The following is a 21,097-nucleotide window of genomic DNA, read 5'->3' on the forward strand; positions in this document are numbered from 1 at the left end:
ACTTTCCGCTCCCTCCACCGCATAGATCACGAAGACGCACTGGAGTATTAGCCGCCGCTAGCCGGTTAAGAACTTCCTTGGGGGTGAAGCTCCAGCCGACCAGGCGCGGCCCGCTCCAGTTGATGCCGATCACGAGTCCATCCCGGCCGGCATCAGGCAGCATGCGATTGCACCAGGTGTCCAAAGGCATGGACACAACGCGGAGCCCACGCCCCCAGATCTTCGCTGCCCTCTGGGCACGGGGCGAGGTCGACCAGAAGGGAAGACTTCGCGTGCCGTCCGCGGAGAGGTGAGTCGGGCTTCCGTCGTCATCCCGGACAAGCCAGACCACTCTGCTTTCGCGTACGTCTCGGAAGAATGCCGCCGCTTGCGAACCGCTCTGACTCATGGCCACCGAGCCTACCGCTCCCCAACAGCCATTCCGTTAGGAGTTCTAAGGCCGCGGTAGGTGTGCCGCGTACGGGTGTTCTCGCCGGAGGCTGTTGGGCGTGACAGAGTTCCGCGCTTTCCGCTATGGCCGAGATCTTGGCCAGACCATCGCTCGCGCCTTTTCCCTGCAAGGTGACCGGAGTGTGCGCGTGGGGGCGTATCGCGGTCCAGACCGGGATGCCGAGGTGGTCGAGGTCCGTGAGACGTGCCACGCCGGTGATGCCAAGACGCCTGAGTCCGGGTTCTCGCTGCCAGCCGGACAAGGTCACTCGACGGCAACGCGACAAGACGGACGCGATCGACGCCGCCATCACCCCCGTGGCGGCGGCGAACCCTCGTGATGGCGTCGGGTTCCTCGTCGTGCTGCCGCCTTGTCCGCAGCGCCGTCCGTCTCGCTTTTTCGTGGACTTCGTGGATAGCAGCATGACAGAACGGGCATGGGTAAAACATGGTAAAGCTGGGCATTCCAGACGAGGTGCGCGCCTGTCTGTTCGATCTGGATGGGGTGTTGACCAAGACCGCGGTGGTGCACGCCGCCGCCTGGAAGGAAACCTTCGACGACTTCCTGCGGCGCCGGGAGGGACCCGGCTTCCGGCCTTTCGACGCGGTGGCCGACTACGACGTGTACGTCGACGGGCGTCCGCGCGCCGACGGGGTGCGCGCCTTCCTGGCCTCGCGCGGCATCGAGCTTCCCGAGGGAGCCGACAACGACCCACCGGACCGGGATACCGTGCACGGTCTCGGCAGCCGCAAGAACGCCCTACTGCTGGAGAAGATCCATACGCAGGGAGCCGAGCCGTACGCGGGATCCGTCCGTTACGTGGAGGCGGTACGCGCGGCCGGGCTCAGTACCGCCGTTGTCTCCTCCAGTGTCAACTGCCGCGACATCCTCGTCTCGGTCGGCTTGGAGAAGCAGTTCGACGTGCGGATCGACGGCGTGGTCGCAGCCGAGCGCAAGCTGCCCGGCAAGCCACACCCCGACACGTTCCTCGAAGCCGCGCACGACCTTGGCGTCGAGCCCGGGGCGGCTGCCGTTTTCGAGGACGCCCTGGCAGGTATGGACGCCGGACGGTCCGGCCACTTCGGGTGCGTCGTCGGCGTCGACCGCGTCGGTCAGGCGGACGCCCTGCGCGAGCACGGTGCCGACATCGTCGTGAAGGATCTCGCGCAGCTGCTGGAGGACGTGACGTGATCACCCATTCCGCCTACGTGGTCGAGCCCTGGCAGGTGCGGGAACGTAGCCTGCACCAGGACGTCCTGGCGCAGAGCGAATCCGTCTTCGCCTTGTCCAACGGGCACATAGGCTGGCGGGGCAACCTCGAGGAGGGCGAGCCGCACGGACTGCTGGGCAGCTACCTCAACGGTGTGCACGAGAAGCATCCGAGCCCCCACGCGGAAGCCGGATACGGCGATCCGGAGTCCGGCCAGACGGTCATCAACGTCACCGACGGCAAGCTCATCCGCCTCCTGGTCGACGACGAGCAGTTCGATCTGCGCTACGGGCGCCTTCATTCTCACGAACGGGTGCTCGATCTGCGGAGCGGGCTGTTGCACCGCGTGTGCGAGTGGACCTCGCCAGCCGGCAAGACCGTCCGTGTGCGCTCCACCCGCCTGGTTTCCTTCGCCCAGCGGGCCATCGCCGCGATCGCGTACGAGGTGGAAGCGGTGGGCGACGAGGTACGGCTTGTCATCCAGTCCGAACTCGTCGCCAATGAGCCGTTGTCCCAGCTCAGCACCGATCCCCGGGTCGCCACCGCCCTGGAGTCGCCGCTGCGGCCCGAGGAGCACGTGGCCGAGGGCGTGCGGCTACGCCTGGTGCACCGCACTGCTGAGAGCGGCCTGCGGATCGCGGCCGCCGCCGACCACATCGTGCGGGGTCCGGCGTCCACCCAGGCCACTGGCGAGAGCGGGGACGACGTCGCCCGGGTCACCTTCGTCACCGAACTCGAGCCCGGCGAGACGCTTCGTCTGGAGAAGCTGGTCTCCTACGGCTGGTCGGGACTGCGTTCGCTGCCGGCCCTCCGGGATCAAGTGGAGGCCGCGCTCGCCAGCGCGCACAGCACCGGCTGGCAGGGCCTGGTCGATCAGCAGCGAGCATTCCTGGAGGACTTCTGGGGACACGCTGATGTCGAGGTCGACGGCGACCCGGAGATCCAGCAGGCCGTCCGCTTCGCGCTCTTCCACGTACTGCAGGCCGCTGCCCGGGCAGAGCAGCGGGCGATCCCGGCCAAGGGTCTGACCGGCTCCGGATACGACGGGCACTCCTTCTGGGACACCGAGACCTTCGTCCTGCCCCTGCTTACCTTCGCCTATCCGCGCTGCGTCGCCGAGGCACTGCGCTGGCGCCAGGACACCCTGCCTGCCGCGCGTGCCCGCGCGCGGCAGCTTGACCTGAAGGGCGCGGCCTTCCCGTGGCGCACCATCGACGGGGCGGAATGCTCCGGCTACTGGCCGGCCGGGGCCGCGGCCTTCCACATCAACGCCGACATCGCCGATGCCGTCGTGCGGTACGTCTCAGCCACCGGCGATGTGGACTTCGAGCGCGAGACCGGGGTGGAACTGCTGGTGGAGACGGCCCGGTTGTGGCACTCGCTGGGCTACCACGACTCCCTCGGCAGCTTCCACATCGACGGCGTCACCGGGCCGGACGAGTACAGCGCACTCGTGGACGACAACGTCTACACCAATCTCATGGCCCAGACGAACCTGCGGGGCGCCGCGGACGCGTCGGGGCGCCATCCGGAGCAGGCCACGGCGCTCGGCGTCGATGAGGAGGAGATCGCCGCCTGGCGGGATGCCGCCAAGGCGATGGCCGTGCCCTGCAACAGCGCGCTGGGCATCCACGAGCAGTCAGTCGGCTCCACCAGCCACCAGGTCTGGGATTTCGCCGGCACCCGGCCCGACCAGTACCCGCTGATGCTGCACTTCCACTACCTCGAGCTGTACCGGAAGCAAGTGATCAAACAAGCGGACGTCGTGCTGGCGATGTACCTGCGCGGTGACGCCTTCGAGGAGGGCCAGAAAGCGCGGAATTTCGCCTACTACGAGCCGCTCACCGTCCGCGACTCGTCCTTGTCGGCGTGTGCGCAGGCCGTCATGGCTGCGGAGGTCGGCCACCTGCGCCTGGCCTACGACTACCTGGGCGAAGCCGCGCTGATGGACCTGGACGACCTGGAGAAGAACACCCGCGATGGCCTGCACACCGCCTCCCTGGCGGGCACCTGGATCGCGCTGGTCGCGGGATTCGGGGGCATGCGCTACTGCGAGGAAACTCTGCGTTTCGCCCCCAGGCTGCCGGAGAAGCTCAGCCGGCTCGCCTTCTCGATGCACATACGGCAGCGGTGCCTGCGCGTCGAGATCACCCGTTCCCATGCCTCCTACACCCTGATAGCCGGGGAACCGATGCAGATCGGGCACTTCGGGGAGCATGTGACCGTTTCCTGCGGGATGACGCAGACCAGGCCCATCAAGCCGTCGGCCGTCTTGCCGGAACCCACCCAACCGTCAGGTCGCCGCCCCGAGCGCCCCCACTGAACGCGGCCCCGGCACGCACACGCGCAGAACGCAGGGTGTTCTGCCAGAAGTGGATGGCAAGTCCCAGTCGGCCTAGGCTGATGGGTGTGGATGCGTTGAATAACGCGTAGTTGGCCAAGCACAGGGCGCCTGCGACGGCGGTTCTGCCGAGTGGTGATTTGCCTTATCGCGCGACCGAGCTCCGGTCCGGTTTTTTCGGCCGGACTCTCTGACGCAGTGCACAGATGGCGACATCCACCGACAGCACCGATGTGGTGAAGCGATGATCGACCTCGACACGTTGTCAGTGAACACGATTCGCGGGTTGTGTATGGACGCGGTCCAAAAGGCCCGTTCCGGGCACCCCGGGACCCCCATGGGCATGGCACCGGTTGCCTACACACTGTGGCAGAAGTTCCTGCGCTTCGACCCCGCCGACCCGATCTGGCCGAACCGCGACCGCTTCGTGCTCTCTGAAGGCCACGCCTCCGCCCTGCTCTGGTCGCTGCTGTACCTGTCCGGTGTCCGTGCGGTCGATCCCGACTACGAGGTGCTGGGCCGCCCGGCAGTCACACTCGATGACCTGAAGTCGTTCCGGCAACTCGACTCGCGCTGCCCCGGCCATCCGGAGTACCGGTGGACGAGCGGCGTGGAGGCGACCACCGGCCCGCTCGGCCAGGGTGTCGCCACCTCCGTCGGCATGGCCATCGCGGGCCAGTGGCTGGCGGCACGGTTCAACCGTGACGACTTCACACTCTTCGATTTCGACGTGTACGCGCTCGCCGGGGACGGCTGCATGATGGAGGGCATCTCCTCCGAGACCGCTTCACTGGCCGGGCATCTGAAGCTGTCCAACCTGTGCTGGATCTATGACTCCAACCGGGTCACCATCGAGGGCCACACCGACATCACCTTCACCGAGGACGTCGCAGCCCGCTTCCTCGCATACGGCTGGAACGTGACCACCGTCGCCGACGCCAACGACCTCGACCAGGTCAACCGCGCCTTGCACACCTTCCGGGCCGAGACCACACGTCCCACTCTGATCCTGGTACACAGCCATATCGGCTACGGCTCCCCCGTCGAGGATTCACCGAAAGCACACGGGGCGCCGCTCGGGCCCGAAGGGGTCAAAGCGACCAAGCGCTTCCTGGGCATACCGCCGGACGCCGATTTCCACGTCCCCGACGGCCTTCATGACTGGTTCGCCCGGGGAATCGGAGCACGCGGCGCCGAGTCGCGCACCGACTGGGAGAAGACGTTCGAGGCCTATCGCGGCCTGCACCCCGGTCTCGCCGACGAGCTGGAGCGGATCCAGCGCCGGGAGCTGCCTGAGGGCTGGGAGAACGTGCTTCCGGCCTTCCCCGCCGACCCGAAGGGGCTGGCGAGCCGCGACTCATCAGGTCAGGTACTGGAAGCCATCGCCCAGGCCGTGCCCTGGATCCTCGGCGGATCCGCCGACCTGACACCGTCGACCAGGACCCGGCTCGCTTTCGACGGCGCCGGCGACTTCCAGCCCGACGACCGGTCCGGGCGCAACCTCCACCTCGGCGTCCGGGAGCACGCCTCGGCAGCCGTCGCGAACGGCATGGCACTGACGAAGCTGCGGCCTTACTGGTCGGGCTTCCTGATCTTCTCCGACTACGCCAAGGCTGCCATCCGCCTCTCCGCGCTGATGGAGATCCCGACCGTACACATATTCACCCATGACTCCATCGGGGTCGGCGAGGACGGCCCCACCCACCAGCCTGTCGAGCAGCTTGCCGGGCTCCGTTCCACGCCTGGGCTGCTCGTCTTCCGCCCCGCCGATGCCAACGAGGTGGTGGAAATGTGGCGGGTGGTCGCCGCCCTCCGCCACGAGCCCGCGGCGCTGGTCCTCTCCCGCCAGGCCCTTCCCACCTTCGACCGCAGCCGACTCGGTGAGGCGGGCGGGGTCGCGCGCGGAGCCTACATATTGGCGGACGCACCCTCGGGCGAGCCGGAAGTGATCCTGCTCGCCACCGGCTCCGAAGTGTCACTTGCCATGGCTGCGTACGAGGAACTCACCGCCGACGGCATCGCGTGCCGGGTGGTGAGCATGCCGTGCTGGGAGCTGTTCGACCGGCAGCCACAGGACTACCGGGACGACGTGCTACCACCTGCGGTGCCGACCAGGGTCGCTGTCGAAGAGGCTTCCACACTCGGCTGGGACCGGTATGTCGGTGACCGCGGCGCCGTCGTCGGCATGCACACCTTCGGCGCCTCCGCGCCTCTCAAACAGTTGCTCAGGAGGTTCGGCTTCACCCCTGAACGGGTCTCGCAGGTGGCACGCGAATTGGTGGCACACGGTAAGGAGAGAGCAACGTGAAGGCGACTCAGATGCTGCACGAACTCGGGCAAAGTCTGTGGCTGGACAACATCACCCGCGACATGCTCGACTCCGGTCAGCTCCAGCACTACATCGACAACTACGCGGTGACGGGCCTGACATCAAACCCCTCGATCTTCGACAAGGCCATCTCCTCCGGCTCGTACGACGACGCCATCCGCGCCAAGTCCGCAGCGGGACGAGCGGATGAGGAACTCTTCTTCGAGCTGGCCATCGAAGACCTTCAGCGAGCTGCAGATCTGTTTCTGCCCGTCCATGAGCGAACGGACGGTGTGGACGGCTGGGTCTCCCTGGAGGTGTCACCTCTCCTGGCGTATGACACTGCGCGGACCATCGAAGCGGCGAGGGAACTTCACACACGGGCGGGCAGGAGCAACCTGTTCATCAAGATTCCCGGCACCGCCGAAGGTCTCCCGGCAATCACCGAGAGCATCGCCTCGGGCGTTCCGGTGAACATCACCTTGTTGTTCTCGGCCGACCACTACCGGGCTGCCGCCGACGCGTATCTGACAGGGGTCGAGCAGAGGGTGGAGCAAGGAGTCGATCCCGATGTGGGGTCGGTGGCGTCGCTGTTCATGTCCCGCTGGGATGCGGCTGTCGGCGGCAACGTACCGGAGGGACTGCGGGACCGGCTCGGTCTCGCCGTCGGGCAGGACATCTACCGGGCCTATCGCACGTTGCTGGACTCGGACCGGGCCCAGCGCCTGGAGAACGCGGGCGCTCGTATGCAGCGGTTGCTATGGGCGAGCACCCGTACCAAGGACCCCGCCGCGTCGGACACGCTCTACATCCACGGACTCGCCGCACCGTTCACGGTCAACACGATGCCCGACGAGACGCTCAAGGCCTTTTACGATCACGGCGAAGTGGGCGAGCCCATGCCGGCCGACGGCGACGGCTGCGACGCGGTACTGGCACGGTTCGCTGACGCGGGTGTGGACGTCAAGGCTCTTGCCGCGAAACTTCAAAGCGATGGCGCGGCATCCTTCGTGACCTCCTGGAACGACCTCCTCGCGCGTATCTCCGCGCAACGAGAGGCCCTTGTCTGACCGCTCCGGCCGTCGCGAGGGCACCTCCAGGACCGAACCGGCGCTCGCCCGTGACTCGTCGGCCAGCGCTCTCGTCCGCCGTTTCCGCGCCCTGAAACGCCGGGGCCCGTCCCAACAGGAGAACAGCCATGGCAACTGATACGCCCATGCAGCTCGGCATGATCGGGCTCGGCCGGATGGGGTCCAACCTCGTCCGCAGGCTGATGCGCGACGGCCATCACTGTGTGGTCTACGACCTGAACGAGAGCGCGGTGAAAGAACTGGAGGGCCAAGGCGCTGTCGGCGCCCGCTCACTCGGGGACTTCGTGGCGAAACTGGAGCGGCCCCGAGCCGCCTGGCTCATGCTGCCCGCCGCCGTTGTGCAGTCGACCCTCGACCAGCTCGTCGAACTCCTCGATCCGGACGATGCGGTCATCGACGGCGGCAATTCGTACTACCGCGACGACATCGCCCGGGCCGGGCAGCTCGCTCCCCGCCGGATCCACTACCTGGACTGCGGAACCTCAGGCGGTGTCTGGGGGCTGGAACGTGGCTACTGCCTCATGATCGGCGGCGAGCCGGAGCCCGTCGCCCGGCTCGACCCGATCTTCCGGACCATCGCCCCCGGTACCGGCTCAGCGGCCCCGACACCGAGCCGGACACAGAACGGAACCGCCCCCGACGGCTATCTGCACTGCGGCCCGAGCGGCGCGGGGCACTTCGTGAAGATGGTCCACAACGGGATCGAGTACGGGATGATGGCCTCGATCGCCGAAGGCCTCAGCATCATCAAGAACGCCGACGCGGGGCGCCGGGACCGCACCACCGATGCCGAGACCACCCCGCTGCGCGAGCCGGAGGCCTACCAGTACGAGATCGACGTCGGCGAAGTCGCCGAAGTATGGCGCCGCGGCTCGGTAGTCGGATCCTGGCTTGTCGATCTGACCGCGGACGCCCTCGCCCGGTCACCTCACCTGGAGGAGTTCACCGGACACGTCTCCGACTCCGGCGAGGGCAGGTGGACGGTGCTCGCGGCCGTCGACGAAGGCGTACCGGCCGCCGTGATTACCACCGCACTCACCGAGCGATTCGAATCCCGGGGTCTCGGTGAGTTTGCCGACAGGGCCCTGTCCGCCATGCGCAGCGAGTTCGGCGGCCACGCCGAGAAGAGGAGCCGGTCATGAAACACCCGGACAACCACGTGATCGTACTCTTCGGCGCCACCGGTGACCTAGCCAAACGCAAACTGCTGCCCGGACTGTTCCACCTCGCCCAGGCGGGGCTTCTTCCGGACGGCTACCGCATAGTGGGCTCTTCGACATCCCGGTCCGCGCTCAGCGACGACGCGTTCCGTAAACACACGCACGACGCGGTCACTGCCTTCGGGCTGTCCGAGCCGTCCGGCCCAGTATGGGAGGCCTTCGAGGCCTCGCTGTCCTTCGGCGCCGCGGATCCGGACAACCCCAAGCCGCTGCTCGCGGCGGTGCGGGCAGCCGAGGACTCCCTCGGCCGGCGGCCGCGCAGGCTGTTCCACTTGGCTATTCCGCCCCCAGCGTTCAGGTCCGTCATCGCCATGCTCGGCGACACCGGTCTCGCACAGAACTCCAAAGTGATCGTCGAGAAGCCCTTCGGTACTGATCTCGCGTCGGCGCGAGCACTCAATGAAGCCATCCATGCGGTCTTCGACGAGTCCCAGGTGTTCCGTATCGACCATTTCCTCGGCAAGGAGTCGGTGGACAACATCCTCGCCCTCCGCTTTGCCAACGGCCTGTTCGAGCCGATCTGGAACCGCAACCACATCACTCATGTGCAGATCGACGTGCCCGAATCCATCGGAATCGAGGGCCGCTCCCGCTTCTATGAGGGCACCGGAGCCTTCCGGGACATGATCGTGACACATCTGATCCAGGTGCTCGGGATCGTGGCCATGGAACCACCTGTCACACTCGACGCCCAACCGTTGCGGGACGAGAAGACCAAGGTCTTTGAGGCACTGCGCCCCATCGAACCCGCTCACACCGTACGCGGCCAGTACGAGGGTTACCGCGACGAGCCCGGTGTCGCCCCGGATTCGCAGACCGAGACGTTCACCGCACTGCGTCTGGAAGTGGACAACTGGCGGTGGGCCGGAGTGCCCTTCCATCTCCGTTCCGGCAAGAGCCTCGCGCAGCGCCGCGAGGTGATCACCCTGGGCCTCCGTGAGCCGCCCTTGAGGATGTTCCAGGCGGACCTTCCCAGACAGGTGAGAGACCACGGTAACAAGATCGTGATTGACTTCGGGGACCCCGGATGGATCGCCGCCGACTTCCTCGCGAAGGAGCCCGGCCCCGCCATGTTCCTCGGGCCCGCGAGAATGGCCTTCCACTACGCGGACACATTCACCCAGGCACACGGACTCGAGGGCTACGAACGATTGATCCTGGACGCCATGCTGGGAGACCAGTCGCTGTTCACCCGGTCCGACGGCATCGAGCGGATCTGGGAGGTTTCCGCCCCTCTTCTGGAGTCTCCTCCACCACCGCAGCCATACGCGCCCGGCTCCTGGGGCCCCGAACCGGCCATTACCGAACTGATCGCCCCCTACCGCTGGTACCTGCCGGACGATACCGGGGCTTACAACGGCTAGCACAATGAGCTGAGTTGTCGGCTCGTCGTTCCCATCGGATGCGCAGGCGTCGGAAGCCGTCCAGCCACGCAAAGCTTCTCTCTACGGCCCAGCGGTAGGTGCCCAGTCCCGTACCGTGCGGGGTGCCACCGCGGGCGATGGCGGGGACGATGCCGCAGGCGCGGACCTGGCCGCGGTAGGTGTCGTGGTCGGCGAAGAGTGAGTCGGGTCTGCGGCGACGTCGTTGCGGTTGCCGCCGGTCAGCAGGACCTCGTGCAGCCACTGCCGGACGTCGGCAGCGTGCCGGTCCCGCAGACGGCGCCAGCACGTCATGCCCGAGCCGAAGCCCAGCTCCTTGGGCAGGTACTCCCACTGGATGCCGGTGTGCAGGACGTACAGGATCCCGCACAGCACTTCCCGGTCCGGCAACGGCTTACGGCCCGGATACCGGAACCTGCGCTCGCGCTGCGGCAGCAGCGGCTCCAGACGGTCCCACAGGTCATCCGGCACGGTCCACAGCGACACCCCACACCAGACGGAACGCTCAACTCCCGCCCCGGACACGGCCTTCAGCCCCGATCCACCTCTTTGCGTCAGCCGTTGTAAGTCATGGCTGGGCGTTTCCAGACGTTGTACGAAGCTGCTTGAGAGCGAGCGGAATAGGGCCGACCGGATTCGAACCGGCGTCCTCCCACATGCGGTGAAGGCGCGACAACCACTGCGCTACGAGCCCCATCCCGCCAGGGATCATACGTGCCCCTGTACTCCGCCGCCTCGCATATTCAAAGGCAAGGACGGCTCACTCGACGTGACAGGACCACAGAAGTTGTGCCAGGGCCTGAGTTTGGGAGGCACCGTGTCTCTTGCCAGGGCAGCATCGAGATGCTCCTGGTGAAAGGTGCTGGTCATGCCGCAGATGTCGAAGGTCAAGCTATACGCGGCGCCACGGCGCCGAACTCCTCTTCCAGGTCTTGACAGAGTGGAAGGAGAAGAACAGCGTGGCCACCTCCTCCAACGAGTCGTTCAGCAGCTGGACCAAGACGTTCACCGCCCCCGGCTCTGCGCGGCCATCGTCGACCGGCTCACCTTCAACTGCACCATCATCGAGACCGGCACGGACTCCTACCGCCTCGCCAGCACACGGGCTCGAGCCGAGGAGCCCGCCAAGGCGGGCTGACCTCAAACACTACTTCCCTCGGCCGTCGGCCGTCCTGACGGCCAGTGGCGGTCCTGTGTTCGTGGTCCCCCAGCAGGCACATCCGCTCCAGACCGCGCTCGGCTGGCGCAGTGTGTCAACGGGCCTCACGAATCGAGTACGGCGGCAACGGCCTCGATCTCGACGAGCTGGTCCTCATAGCCCAGCACAGTGACGCCCATCAAAGTGCTGGGTACATCGTGGTCAGCGAACGAGTCCCGGACCACTTCCCAGGCAGCCACCAAATCCCCCCGACGGGCCGACGCCACGAGAACCCTCGTACTGATGACGTCCTGGAGTGACGCGCCGGCGGCAGTGAGAGCAGCCCGCATGTTCTCGACGGCTTTCAGCGCCTGACCTGCATAGTCCCCGATCGCTGCCGTCGAGCCGTCGACGTTCAGTGGACACGCCCCGGCGAGGAAGATCAGACGGGACCCCGCGGGCGCCGTAGCTGCATAAGCGTACTCGGCAACGTCAGACAGAGAAGCGGAACGGATCAGAGTGATGGCACGAGCCACGGTCGTTGGGTCCTTTCCCATCGAGTGCTGAGCCCCGACATCCTGCCAACGACACGCTGGCGCCGTCTTCCCCTTTTTCTCGCCGCCCCACAGCAACGCCATCATTCCTGGCCGACACACGCGAAGCCCGTGATCACCAACTGACACCGGAACCCGTCAAGAAACGCAGTTCCCAGAGATCAACGAAGCCATGGTGCCTCAGTCCAGGCGCGCGTCCACACCCGCCGGCGACTCCCACACGCCTCCCGGGGGCAATGTCGTGGTCGAAGTCGTGGCGGGCACAACCCGGCACGCGGGCATCACCGTGGTCCGTCTGCACTGATGACCCGGCCACGATCGTGGTCACCGTCGCGGCCGGGCCGACCACGACAGCTCGTGCTCCTGCGCGGACTGCGTACGTCAACGACCGGATTCCCCCACCACGGGCCGCCCGGGAAGCCCATGTCACGGCGATCGGTGGACTCGATGCTCCTCACGTAGCTCCCGAGCACGTACTCATGGACTGCCTGCTCGGGAACCCGGAACGACCGCCCGACACGGATCGCAGGGAGGTGACCGGAGTGGACCAAGCGGTAGACCGTCATCTTGGAGACCCGCATGACGGAGGCCACTTCCGCGACAGTCAGGAAGGCCACCTCGTTGAGCGAGCGCTCCCGAACACCCTCGCTTCGGATCCGCCGGACTACCCCCTCCCGGCCCTCGTGGTTCTCATCAGGCTGCGGGACCGGCAGCGTTGACTCTGCCGGACTGGCCAGTCCCGCAAGGACGCTCACCCCGTCCGGCCCTCCGACGGGATTTGCTTACCGCGCTGCCGCGATGCTGTTCACGAGGCGGGTTGGGCATCCCGGACGATGACCACCGGGCACTCAGCATGGTGCACGCAGTGCTGGCTCACGGACCCGAGCAGTGCCTGGGTGAAACCTCCGTGCCCGCGGTTGCCCACCACCAGCAACTGAGCGCCTCGGGCCGTATCGAGCAGAACCTGACTCGCGTCGCCCGACAGCACAAGCCGACGGACGTCCACCGAGCCGTCCGGGTCCAGTACCCGGGCAATGCTCTCGCTCAGTGTCTTGCCGGCCCACCCAGCAAGATCGGCCTCCGTCACCATCACGGGCCACCCGTAGGACACCGGGTACTGCCATGCGATGACCGCGTCGACCACACTTCCTGCCAGCTCCGCCTGGGAAAGAGCCCACCGGAGAGCGGCCTCCGACGACGGGGAACCATCCACACCGACGACGATGCGAGGTGATACGGATTCCTGTGTGCTCATCGTTGTGCGTCCAATCGTTGCAGTTCGATTCGTACGGGTCCGGTTCGATGCCTGCAGACTGCTCGCGCCAGCAGGCCCAATGACAGGGCTGGTGGTCCCGAACCGCAGGACAACCAGCCCTGTTCACACAGCAGGCCTCCCCTGGGGCTCGGGAGTTGGAAATCGTCCACGCGCTGCGCCAGATGGCGACTCGGCCCCGCGGTGACGGCCTCGGCGGTGGTTCGCTCGTGCGTGGTGTCCGGTGTGATGGGGTCGGCGAAGGCGTTCGGCTCGGTGGCCCATTCCGCGCCTCCGCCGGGCGGCAGGAGCCATGCCACCGGGCGGGGCTCGTCGTCGTCGCGGGCGATGGCGCGCAGGGTTCCACGCCGGCCGGTCGCGGTGTCCTCGACATCCCGGCCGATCCAGGGGTGATTACGGTGGAGCAGGCTCACCGGGCGTCGTAGCCAGCGGTGCCGAGGTGTAGCGCACGCGCACACCGTTCTCCCGTGCCAGCGGGTCTCGCGGTGGCGGAACTCGTGCGCGGACACCGGGGCGATGGCAGCACCGCCGCCGAGGCCGGCACCTTGGGGCCGGCACCACGTGCTGGAACTGGCCCCCGCGGGCGACCATCCGGACGCGCAGGCCGTACTCGTCCCGGACACGGCCCTGCACACGGCGGCCTTCGTGCCCGAGCTGGAGGAGGCACTCGGCAAGCCGGTGCTGACCGCGAACCAGGTGCCGGTCTGGGAACGGCTGCGGCTGGCGCAGCGCAAAATATGGCTGCCGAGACTGGGCACGCTGTTCGGGAGCCGCGACTGAGGCCAGGGCCGAGGCCGGCACCGAAGCACCGGGGCGGGCGCGTCCTGCGAGGGCCGGTCCGGGTCCGGCGGGTCCCGGCGACCGAGGGCCGCACGGCCGGACCCGCTTCCGCGGCACGGCCGCAGTGGTGCCCGGCCCCGGCGCGATCCTTCCCTCGCCTCCGCGCCGGCCCCCAGCGGTGGGACGGTCCTGAGCCTTCTTCGTACTGCCCGGAGACCCAGCCGTCGAGCCTTCATACCGTCCGGCCGGCCGCCGATCCGCCCGACTTCCCCTATCAGGCGCAGAACACCCACTTCCAGCCATAAGCGGGAAAAGCTTCACATCATCGGAGAATATGCCTCATGCTGATGCCCGGCCGGGCGGGGGCCCGGCCTTGGGAGGGGGATTCTCCATGACCGTACGGGAACTACGAGGTGCGTTGCGCGCCGAACTCGAAGCGCTGTTCGGGGCGTCGTTGCGCGGGATCCGGGTGCACGAGTCCGGGACCGTGCCGGGCGGCAGGCCCGCCATGACCTGGGGCGACGACCTGTTCTTCGCGCCGGGCGCATACCGTCCGCACACTAGGCCCTGTCCGGCCGATCTTCGCGGGCCCGCGACGCCTGGCACGGCACCTCGCTGCGTGGTCGGAGTCGCCCGAGTACCTCCAGTACACGGGCGATCCTCCGCCTTGCGATGCACCCCCGTAGCCTGAACGGCACGGGAGGGACCCCCTCCACCAGACGCCGCAGTCTGATCCACGAAGATCGACCGGACAGGACCTAGGCGGGGCCGGGAACTGCTCGCCCACGAGCTGGCGCACGTACTCCAGCAGCGGGCGGGCCGGACCCGCTCCGGGGCCGGGGAGGCGCCGGAGGCGGAGGCGCTCGCGGCGGGCCGCAGGGTGGCGGCCGGCCGGCCGGTCGCCCTGCCGGGTCCGCGGAACGTGCCGGGCGCGGTGGCCAGGCCGGTCACGCAGTACTACACGCTGGTCACCACCACCGCGCAGCGCCTGGCGCTCACCCTCCAGATACCGGGCGGAGCGGGGGGCGGCCCGTCCAATCCGGGGGACACGTTCCCCGGGCAGACGAAGGTACTCAACGCGGTCACCCGGACCGGCACGTTCATGAACGGCGCCGTACCGAACCACCAGTCGACCGCGCCCGCCGGCGCACACCTGCGTCTCTCCGCCACCGGGAACATGGCGATCGAGCCCTGCGATTCCAACGTTCGCCAGCCGAAGGTCTTCTACGCCACCGACACGGTGATCAACGCGAGCAACGCCCGGATGGCGCTGACCGGTGCGCACTACCGGCTGCTCAAGGACGCGGGGGCCGGCGCGCAGCGGACCACCCTGCCCGGCCGGGTGCTCTGGTGGGTTGTGCCGCAGCACATCGCCACCGGCACCTCGGGCCTCACCGTGCAGTGCGACCAGAACTGCAACCAGGTCGTCAACGCGGTGATCGGCTCCGACGACCTCGCGCCGCGCTTCCTCGCGCCGCTCGCCGTGGACCCGACGTCGCTGTACGAGTACGAGGTCGCCCGGAACCTGTTGCCGGGGGCCCGTCCGGCCCCGATGGGCGGCGTCGGCACCGCGCTGACCGACAGCCAGCGGAACATCGAGCGGCCGTACGGGCAGATGCTCCAGGCGCCGACCGCCGTGTTCACCAACGCCGTGGCCGGCCTCGGGGTCAACGAGCGTGCCGTGCCCGGGGTCGGTGAGGCGTTCCTCACCTGCTCCGTGCTGGCCTTCGCACCAGGCACGGTTCTCCCGCCCACGCCGGGCAGTGACATCGACTACTCCCGGGCGGGGTATCCGGTGTTTGAGAGCGGCGCGGTGTGGAGTTCGCACTTCGCGGGGGTGGTGGCGCAGGACGGCACCGATGTGGTGACGCTGGAGAACCACGCCCGGACCTATGAGGCGGGAGCCCACCCCAACACCGTCGGCCTGTACTTCCAGATGTACGACACCGACACCACGCCGCTGGGCGCGACGCAGTCCTGGCACACCATGTGGGGAAACAGCTTCCGAACGCACACCACGCGCCGCCGGCCCTACCGCTCCCACCCACCCACGAGCCCGCCACCTTCGGCTCGAAGACCTTCACCAACCCCCTGACCGTGGTACTCCAGGCGCGCCCGGACTTCTACGACCAGCGGGCCACAGCCCTGCACGCGGCCGGAAACCTGGACCTGATCAAGGACGACCACAACCTGCTGGTCGCGGGCATCGATCCGAACACCGAACTGGGGCACGTGCTCAAGGGCCTGCACTACGCGAACGTCCACCTGGCGGCCGACCGCACCGGGACGAGCAGCCGTATCGACGCGTGGATCGCCGCCGTCGGCGCGGCCAGGGGCCGCGCCGACGTGGTCGGCTCGGACCGTCGGCACAACATCACCGCACTGGACCGCGCCCTGGCGAGGCTGCACCTGGTACGCCGCTGACCCGCCCGCCCGTCAGGGCGGGAGAGGAAAACCGAGGAAAACAAAGAAGAAGGGGAAGACGAGGAGAGGGGGGTGGGCGGTTTCCATGGGCACGGGCTTCGGGCCGTGCCCCGTCCACCCAGATACCCCTGGCGGCATCTGATCCGCAGCTGTCAACCCGTACGCAAAGCCATACGTTTCGGGGACTCGCGTACGAGTTCCGACGTCCTAAGGGCTGTCCGTACCTGTGGTTGGGACAGCCGCAGCCTCGTCAGGCGCTCTGGTGCCTCCGCAGATGCCGCTCGTCCAGGTTCCCGAACCGCACGAGTCGGTGACCGTTCTGCGGCGCCAGGGCGCGGGTGCCGTTCGCAAGGGCCGGCCGTGGAGCCTTCCGCTGGATGAGCGGGCCCTGCTGGTTGCGGCCTACTGGCGCAGAAACCTGACCATGCGGCAGTTCGCCCCGCTGTTCGGGTTCTCAACGTCGGCGACGGACCGGATCATCGACCACCTCGGGCCGATGCTCGCGCTTCAGCGCCGCAGCGGTTCGCCAAGGACACCGTGCTCATCGTGGACGGCCCCCTGGTCCCCACCCGCGACCACACCGTCGCCGAGCGATCGGAGAACTACCGGTACTCCACGAACCACCAGGTCGTCATCGACGCCGACACCCGCCTGGTCGTCGTAGTCGGCCGACCGCTCGCCGGGAACGGCAACGACTGCGAGGCATGGGAGGAGTCCGGCGCCAAGGACGCCGTCGGCAAGACCCTCACGATTGCCGACGGCGGCTACCCGAAAACCGGACTCGTCATCCCGCACCGCCGCGAGCGCGGCCAGACCGAACTCCCCGACTGGAAAGAGGAACACAACAAATCCCACAAGCAGGTCCGCACCCGCGTCGAGCACGTCTTCGCCCGCCTGAAGCTCTGGAAGATCCTCCGCGACTGCCGCCTCAAAGGCGACGGTGTCCACCCACGCCATGCCGGGCATCGCACGGATGCACAACACCCTCGCCGGACAGCCCAACGGGCCGTACGGCGCCCAAGCATGTCCGAGTGGCCTGAAAATCATTTACGGGACAGCCCTCAGCCCGCTCGACCTCGACGACATCGAGGGCCGCAGCCATCGTGCAGCGGGGTTGCTCTATCGCAGAATCCGTGGCCCGCAATGTCTTTGTTCCGTACGAGCTGCTCGTCCCGCATTCTCCGTGGACCGCTCTTTGGCCCTGTCGCGTGAGGCTCACTGCGATACGAGTGCTCCGGCGAACACGGCGTCCACCTACATGCGAGGGTCCACGACTTCGACGGCCCGCTCGAAGGTGCCTTTGCAATGGACACCGGACCGCAACCCTCCGAAGAAGACAGACGGGGAGGTCCCCATTATCGAGCGAAACTCGAACGTCATATGCGAATGATCATAGTAGCCCGCTTCGAGCGCAGTGTCCGTCCAGGTGTTCGCGCGCCCGCTCTCCAGTACCCTCCGAATTCGCTCGATTCGGGCGAACTTCTTCGGTGGTAGACCCACCTCACCGACGAAGGCGGCTCGCAGGTGCCGTTCGCTGACGTGTAGCCGCCTGGCGCTGGCCTGAATGTCCGCAGTGACCAACATGTCGGAGGCTGCGGTGACCAGCCTGCTCCGGTCCAGGTCCTTCCCGCTGACGGGCACGCCGTCAACCAGTGCTTCGGCCAAGCGCCGCACCTCGGCTGAGAGGTTGACGAACCCGCCTTCTCGTTCGTGTGTCACCGGCAAGGACAGAACCTGATCGACTAGGTCGCGTGGTGGACGATCGAGCAGGAGCCTGGCCCGGCCGGGGTGCAACCTCATGTTCACTCGGACCAGCCCGGGCGTGCCGAGATGGTAGCGAGCCTTGGTTTGCGGGCCGACGAGATGCAGGGCGACCTCGTCCCCGGGCATCGTGCGCAACACCAGCGTTGCGGCATGATCGGGCTGGTCCAGCATGATCTGGCCAGCGCCTTCGGAGGTAGTAGTGATCTGCGAGACCCACGGCTGCAGGCTGGCCGAGACGTCGATCACCTGTTCATGCAACACATATCAAGTGTGCCGGATTTTCATAGTGCGGGGCGCGGGCAGCCGGGCATCGTCTCCTACATGATCCTGATCACCGGTGCTACAGGCACCATTGGAAGTGAAGTTGTCAAGCTGCTCGCCGACAGCGGCAAACCGATTCGGGCTATGGTCCGCAAGCCAGTCGAGATCCCCGGGGTCGAGGTTGTACAGGCCGACTTCGACGACCCCGCTTCGCTTGCCGACGCGGTAGCGGACGTGGAGACCGTGTTCCTGGTCACTCTCCCGCAGCGGCCCAATCCGGACCATGACGTGGCAATGGTCAAGGCCGCTCGCGAAGCGGGTGTCCAAAGGGTCGTCAAGCTTTCGGCAATGAGTTCCATGCCCGGTACGTGGCACTGGCTCAGTGAGGAAGCAGTGAAAAGCGGCGGGATGGAGTGGACGATCCTCCGACCCCCTACCTTCGCCTCCAACATGCTTGCCTACGCCGATGCGATCAACTCCGGGCAGCCAGTTCCCAACCTCACCGGATCGGCCGCAATTGGCATCATCGACCCTCGCGATGTCGCTGCCTTCGCCGCCCACCTCCTCGTCTCGGAAGGCCACGGCGGGCAGACCTACCGGCCGACCGGCCCCGACCTGCTTCGCTTCGACGAGCAGGTCGGAATTCTCGAGCACGCACTCGGCAGTCAGATCGCGACGATGGACATGCCACTCGACTCCCTCCGAGACATGATGATCGGGAGTGGTACGGAAGCCGAGGTTGCGGAGCAGGTGGTCACTGGCATGGCCCAGCTAAAGGAAGGACACTACTCGTTGCTGACCGACGACTTCCTCCGGGTTCTGGGACGTGCTCCGAAGAGCTTCGCGAACTGGGTTGACGATCACGCCCACGTCTTCCGCGCCTGACAGGTTGGCGGACAGTGCTGCCTGACGCCGTGACGTTGAGATTCGGCGTTCGGCGCAAGGACAAAGGCACTGAGCGTTCTCAGCGTGGCCACCGATCGGATGACGGGGGCGAGGCCGCAACGTACGAGGCGCCTGTGCCGATGAGCGAGGTGTTTGAAGCCTCAACTCGTCGGCGCAGGTGCCTCATTGGTTACCAGCTGCTGTCGCCGGCTCCGCGGTGCACGCCTGCGAGGGCGAAGCTGCCGACCTCGCAAACAAAAACGGCGAGTGAGCCGAAGCCCCGTGAGGAGGCACCTTTCGTGTCCGACCCCGATCGGGTCCTCGTGGCGGCAAGCTTATGGGCTCGAATGATGATCCTGCGCGACGGGAACTCGATGATCGACTACGCGAGGAGTCCGTGGGAATGAGACAGACGCCACCAGCGTCGATCTATCGAAGACAGAACCATGTGTCCCAGCAGAGTCCCGGGATGTTGTTCAGCAGAGGCAGGCTGTCAGGCTTCCGTTGGTGAGGCAGTGCAGAAGGAACACGAGGCGGGGCGGGCGTTTATCGTCTGAGGTCGAACGCCGTATCGAACTTGCCTGAAATCTACTGTTTGCCGGACATCAGAGCGGCCTCCGTCTGATCATGTGCTCCGTCACAGAGGCGCTGAGTCAGTACGAAGGCCGTGACGATGAGTCTGCCAGCTTCGGCCAACAACGGCTTACCTTGAGTTTTAACTTGCCGAGGGTTCTCCGTCACAGCGGAACCGGGCACGGACTTGGTCGATGTGACGGGGGAATTACTCGGCAGCACGACTCCCGGACGGGCCTGCTGAGGGTAAATTTCGGGTAGGGGAACACGTGATCTATTGGGGGGAGTCTGATGCAGCACCTGGGGCCGCTGGAACTGGTCGGGGACCGATGGGTCATCGGGGACCCGAAGCGGAACGACGGGTCGTGCCTGGTGCTTGCCACCGAAGGCATCGAGCACTACGTGCGGGGAGAGGCGGACCCCCGGGACGTCGTCCCGTGGAGCAGCCTCCACACCGTCCGGCTGAGGGCCACCATGAAGCCATGGATGGCCACCCGCAGCGGGGGTGTCGTCGTCGCGGCAGGCGGCTACATGGACGGTGGCCGAGACGGCTGCTCCGTGTCCGGCATTCGCGATCGATATAAGCCCTGGTCGGTGAATTACACCCACCACGACCGCACTTACACGTCCATGCACATGGCCCTGGCGGTCGACCTGGTCGCGAAGATGTCCGAGGCGAAGGCGCTGCACCGCCTCGGAGACCCGGAGTGGCTCAGCGCAGTGGTCTCCCGGCTGGCGCCAACGCCGCGGTGGACCCCCCTCCCGGTCCGCCGGGTGAGCGAAATCATCGAGCTCCTCGGTACCTGAGCTTGTTCGTTGCCCACCAAGATCTTCCGGTCCTGCCGATGGCCTCAGGGTCTCGGAGCGTTTGACGGTTTTGCCGACGTCGTAGCGGGGTGCCCGGTGCCTGTTCTTGGCGCCGGGTGGCCGTCCGGGGCTGTGCTTCGGGGTTTGGGAACACGGGTCGGGCAGGCGAGGTGAGCGCGGATGTTCCTGAACCCCCGGCGGACCCGGGCCAGGGTGAGCCGGTCGGAAGTGGCGGGGTCCTCCCAGGGCCGGCGGAGGTCGGCGGCGAGTGGACGGCGAGCCGGAGCCGGGTGTGGGCGACGATCAGAATCCAGGTCCAGCGGTCCGCCGCCTTGGGAGTACGGAGTTTCGGAGTAGTCCAGCCGAGGGTCCGCTTGGCGAAGCGGAAGGTGTGCTCCAGATCGAAGCGGCGCAGACCGCCCTACCCGGCATGCGATCGAGTCCCTCGCCCGGGATGTGCCGTCGATGGCGGCCGGTGCGTGACTGCCCGCCTCACTGATCAACGCCATCGAGCGGGCGGCGGCGGTCATGGTCCCCCGGAGCCGTCCGCCGGGCCGGCCGAACCCCAGTCCGCACAAGCGCGGTCGAGCCCCGCCGCCGAGCGGCCCGGCGCCCCGTCGGCAGACGTGATCGCTGTTCCTCCCCCACCCCATCCC

Annotated in this window: 17 protein-coding genes, 1 tRNA gene and 7 pseudogenes; 16 read left to right on the forward strand and 9 right to left on the reverse strand. The window is 67.2% G+C overall.

Going from position 1 to position 21,097, the window contains the following annotated elements:
* A partial coding sequence (locus tag WH07_RS38135) for a DUF2750 domain-containing protein (protein WP_106409698.1) occupies positions 1-388 on the reverse strand: 388 nt, incomplete at its 3' end.
* Positions 389-877: 489 nt separating this feature from the next.
* Here WH07_RS38135 and WH07_RS28110 point away from each other — a divergent pair.
* The 6 genes from WH07_RS28110 (at position 878) to zwf (ending at position 9,964) form a co-directional block, all read left to right on the forward strand.
* A complete protein-coding gene (locus WH07_RS28110; RefSeq protein WP_046505871.1) occupies positions 878-1,621 on the forward strand; it encodes a beta-phosphoglucomutase family hydrolase in 744 nt (247 codons plus the stop codon).
* Entirely contained in the window at positions 1,618-3,963 is a 2,346-nt protein-coding gene (locus WH07_RS28115) for a glycoside hydrolase family 65 protein (RefSeq protein WP_046505873.1), read from the forward strand. Before WH07_RS28110 ends, WH07_RS28115 begins: the two co-directional genes overlap by 4 nt.
* 262 nt (positions 3,964-4,225) lie before the next feature.
* A complete protein-coding gene (tkt, locus tag WH07_RS28120; protein WP_046505875.1) occupies positions 4,226-6,289 on the forward strand; it encodes a transketolase in 2,064 nt (687 codons plus the stop codon).
* A complete protein-coding gene (gene tal / locus WH07_RS28125) occupies positions 6,286-7,359 on the forward strand; it encodes a transaldolase (RefSeq protein ID WP_046505878.1) in 1,074 nt (357 codons plus the stop codon). Before tkt ends, tal begins: the two co-directional genes overlap by 4 nt.
* Positions 7,360-7,487: 128 nt before the next feature.
* Positions 7,488-8,522, forward strand: a complete 1,035-nt coding sequence (gene gnd, locus WH07_RS28130) for a phosphogluconate dehydrogenase (NAD(+)-dependent, decarboxylating) (protein ID WP_046505880.1) — start codon at positions 7,488-7,490, stop codon at positions 8,520-8,522.
* Positions 8,519-9,964, forward strand: a complete 1,446-nt coding sequence (gene zwf, locus WH07_RS28135; RefSeq protein ID WP_046505883.1) for a glucose-6-phosphate dehydrogenase — start codon at positions 8,519-8,521, stop codon at positions 9,962-9,964. Before gnd ends, zwf begins: the two co-directional genes overlap by 4 nt.
* Here the strand turns inward: zwf and WH07_RS38145 are convergent.
* Positions 9,900-10,473, reverse strand: a pseudogene (locus tag WH07_RS38145) (transposase). The gene zwf and the pseudogene WH07_RS38145 sit on opposite strands and share 65 nt — an antisense overlap.
* 130 nt (positions 10,474-10,603) lie before the next feature.
* A tRNA-Ala gene (locus WH07_RS28145) sits at positions 10,604-10,677 on the reverse strand.
* Between the two features lie 207 nt (positions 10,678-10,884).
* Here WH07_RS28145 and WH07_RS38150 point away from each other — a divergent pair.
* Positions 10,885-11,120: pseudogene (locus WH07_RS38150) on the forward strand (ATP-binding protein); the annotation flags it as partial.
* A 125-nt stretch (positions 11,121-11,245) separates the two neighbouring features.
* Here WH07_RS38150 and WH07_RS28150 read toward each other — a convergent pair.
* A complete protein-coding gene (locus tag WH07_RS28150) occupies positions 11,246-11,656 on the reverse strand; it encodes a RidA family protein (protein ID WP_046505904.1) in 411 nt (136 codons plus the stop codon).
* Positions 11,657-11,846: 190 nt separating this feature from the next.
* Here WH07_RS28150 and WH07_RS41815 point away from each other — a divergent pair, with 190 nt between their 5' ends.
* Positions 11,847-11,978, forward strand: a complete 132-nt coding sequence (locus WH07_RS41815) for a hypothetical protein (protein ID WP_269801391.1) — start codon at positions 11,847-11,849, stop codon at positions 11,976-11,978.
* 151 nt (positions 11,979-12,129) lie between these two features.
* Here the strand turns inward: WH07_RS41815 and WH07_RS28155 are convergent.
* The 3 genes and pseudogenes from WH07_RS28155 to WH07_RS39085 all read right to left on the reverse strand — a co-directional run.
* Positions 12,130-12,330: pseudogene (locus WH07_RS28155) on the reverse strand (helix-turn-helix domain-containing protein); the annotation flags it as partial.
* A 149-nt stretch (positions 12,331-12,479) separates the two neighbouring features.
* Complete coding sequence (locus WH07_RS28160; RefSeq protein ID WP_046505885.1) at positions 12,480-12,929, reverse strand: universal stress protein; 450 nt, start codon at positions 12,927-12,929, stop codon at positions 12,480-12,482.
* A complete protein-coding gene (locus WH07_RS39085; RefSeq protein ID WP_106409697.1) occupies positions 12,926-13,360 on the reverse strand; it encodes a hypothetical protein in 435 nt (144 codons plus the stop codon). The genes WH07_RS28160 and WH07_RS39085 overlap by 4 nt, the downstream gene beginning before the upstream one ends.
* 96 nt (positions 13,361-13,456) lie before the next feature.
* Here WH07_RS39085 and WH07_RS28165 point away from each other — a divergent pair.
* From WH07_RS28165 to WH07_RS38155, 6 genes and pseudogenes are all read left to right on the forward strand, one after another.
* A pseudogene (locus WH07_RS28165) lies at positions 13,457-13,727 on the forward strand (decarboxylase); the annotation flags it as partial.
* A gap of 391 nt (positions 13,728-14,118) precedes the next feature.
* Positions 14,119-14,418: an eCIS core domain-containing protein gene (locus tag WH07_RS42250; RefSeq protein WP_157877447.1), complete on the forward strand. Its 300-nt coding sequence runs from the start codon at positions 14,119-14,121 to the stop codon at positions 14,416-14,418.
* Between the two features lie 51 nt (positions 14,419-14,469).
* Positions 14,470-14,544: pseudogene (locus WH07_RS42255) on the forward strand (eCIS core domain-containing protein); the annotation flags it as partial.
* Between the two features lie 117 nt (positions 14,545-14,661).
* Positions 14,662-15,822, forward strand: a complete 1,161-nt coding sequence (locus tag WH07_RS28170) for a hypothetical protein (RefSeq protein WP_232789084.1) — start codon at positions 14,662-14,664, stop codon at positions 15,820-15,822.
* 2 nt (positions 15,823-15,824) lie between these two features.
* Positions 15,825-16,151, forward strand: a complete 327-nt coding sequence (locus WH07_RS28175) for a hypothetical protein (RefSeq protein WP_046505894.1) — start codon at positions 15,825-15,827, stop codon at positions 16,149-16,151.
* Positions 16,152-16,461: 310 nt separating this feature from the next.
* Positions 16,462-17,145: pseudogene (locus WH07_RS38155) on the forward strand (transposase); the annotation flags it as partial.
* Between the two features lie 260 nt (positions 17,146-17,405).
* Here WH07_RS38155 and WH07_RS28185 read toward each other — a convergent pair.
* The gene (locus WH07_RS28185) at positions 17,406-18,176 is read right to left on the reverse strand and encodes a helix-turn-helix domain-containing protein (RefSeq protein WP_157877448.1); all 771 of its coding nucleotides are present in this window, start codon (positions 18,174-18,176) and stop codon (positions 17,406-17,408) included.
* A 60-nt stretch (positions 18,177-18,236) separates the two neighbouring features.
* On the opposite strand from WH07_RS28185, the gene WH07_RS28190 reads away from it, so the two are divergent.
* Both WH07_RS28190 and WH07_RS28195 read left to right on the forward strand, forming a co-directional pair.
* Positions 18,237-19,061, forward strand: coding sequence for an NAD(P)H-binding protein (locus WH07_RS28190; protein ID WP_046505910.1), 825 nt, complete (start codon positions 18,237-18,239; stop codon positions 19,059-19,061).
* An 864-nt stretch (positions 19,062-19,925) separates the two neighbouring features.
* The gene (locus WH07_RS28195) at positions 19,926-20,441 is read left to right on the forward strand and encodes a hypothetical protein (protein ID WP_046505899.1); all 516 of its coding nucleotides are present in this window, start codon (positions 19,926-19,928) and stop codon (positions 20,439-20,441) included.
* A 45-nt stretch (positions 20,442-20,486) separates the two neighbouring features.
* Here the strand turns inward: WH07_RS28195 and WH07_RS41405 are convergent.
* A pseudogene (locus WH07_RS41405) lies at positions 20,487-20,856 on the reverse strand (NF041680 family putative transposase); the annotation flags it as partial.
* Between the last annotated feature and the right edge of the window lie 241 nt (positions 20,857-21,097).

This window comes from Streptomyces odonnellii, from assembly GCF_000981895.1.
Lineage (GTDB): Bacteria > Actinomycetota > Actinomycetes > Streptomycetales > Streptomycetaceae > Streptomyces > Streptomyces odonnellii.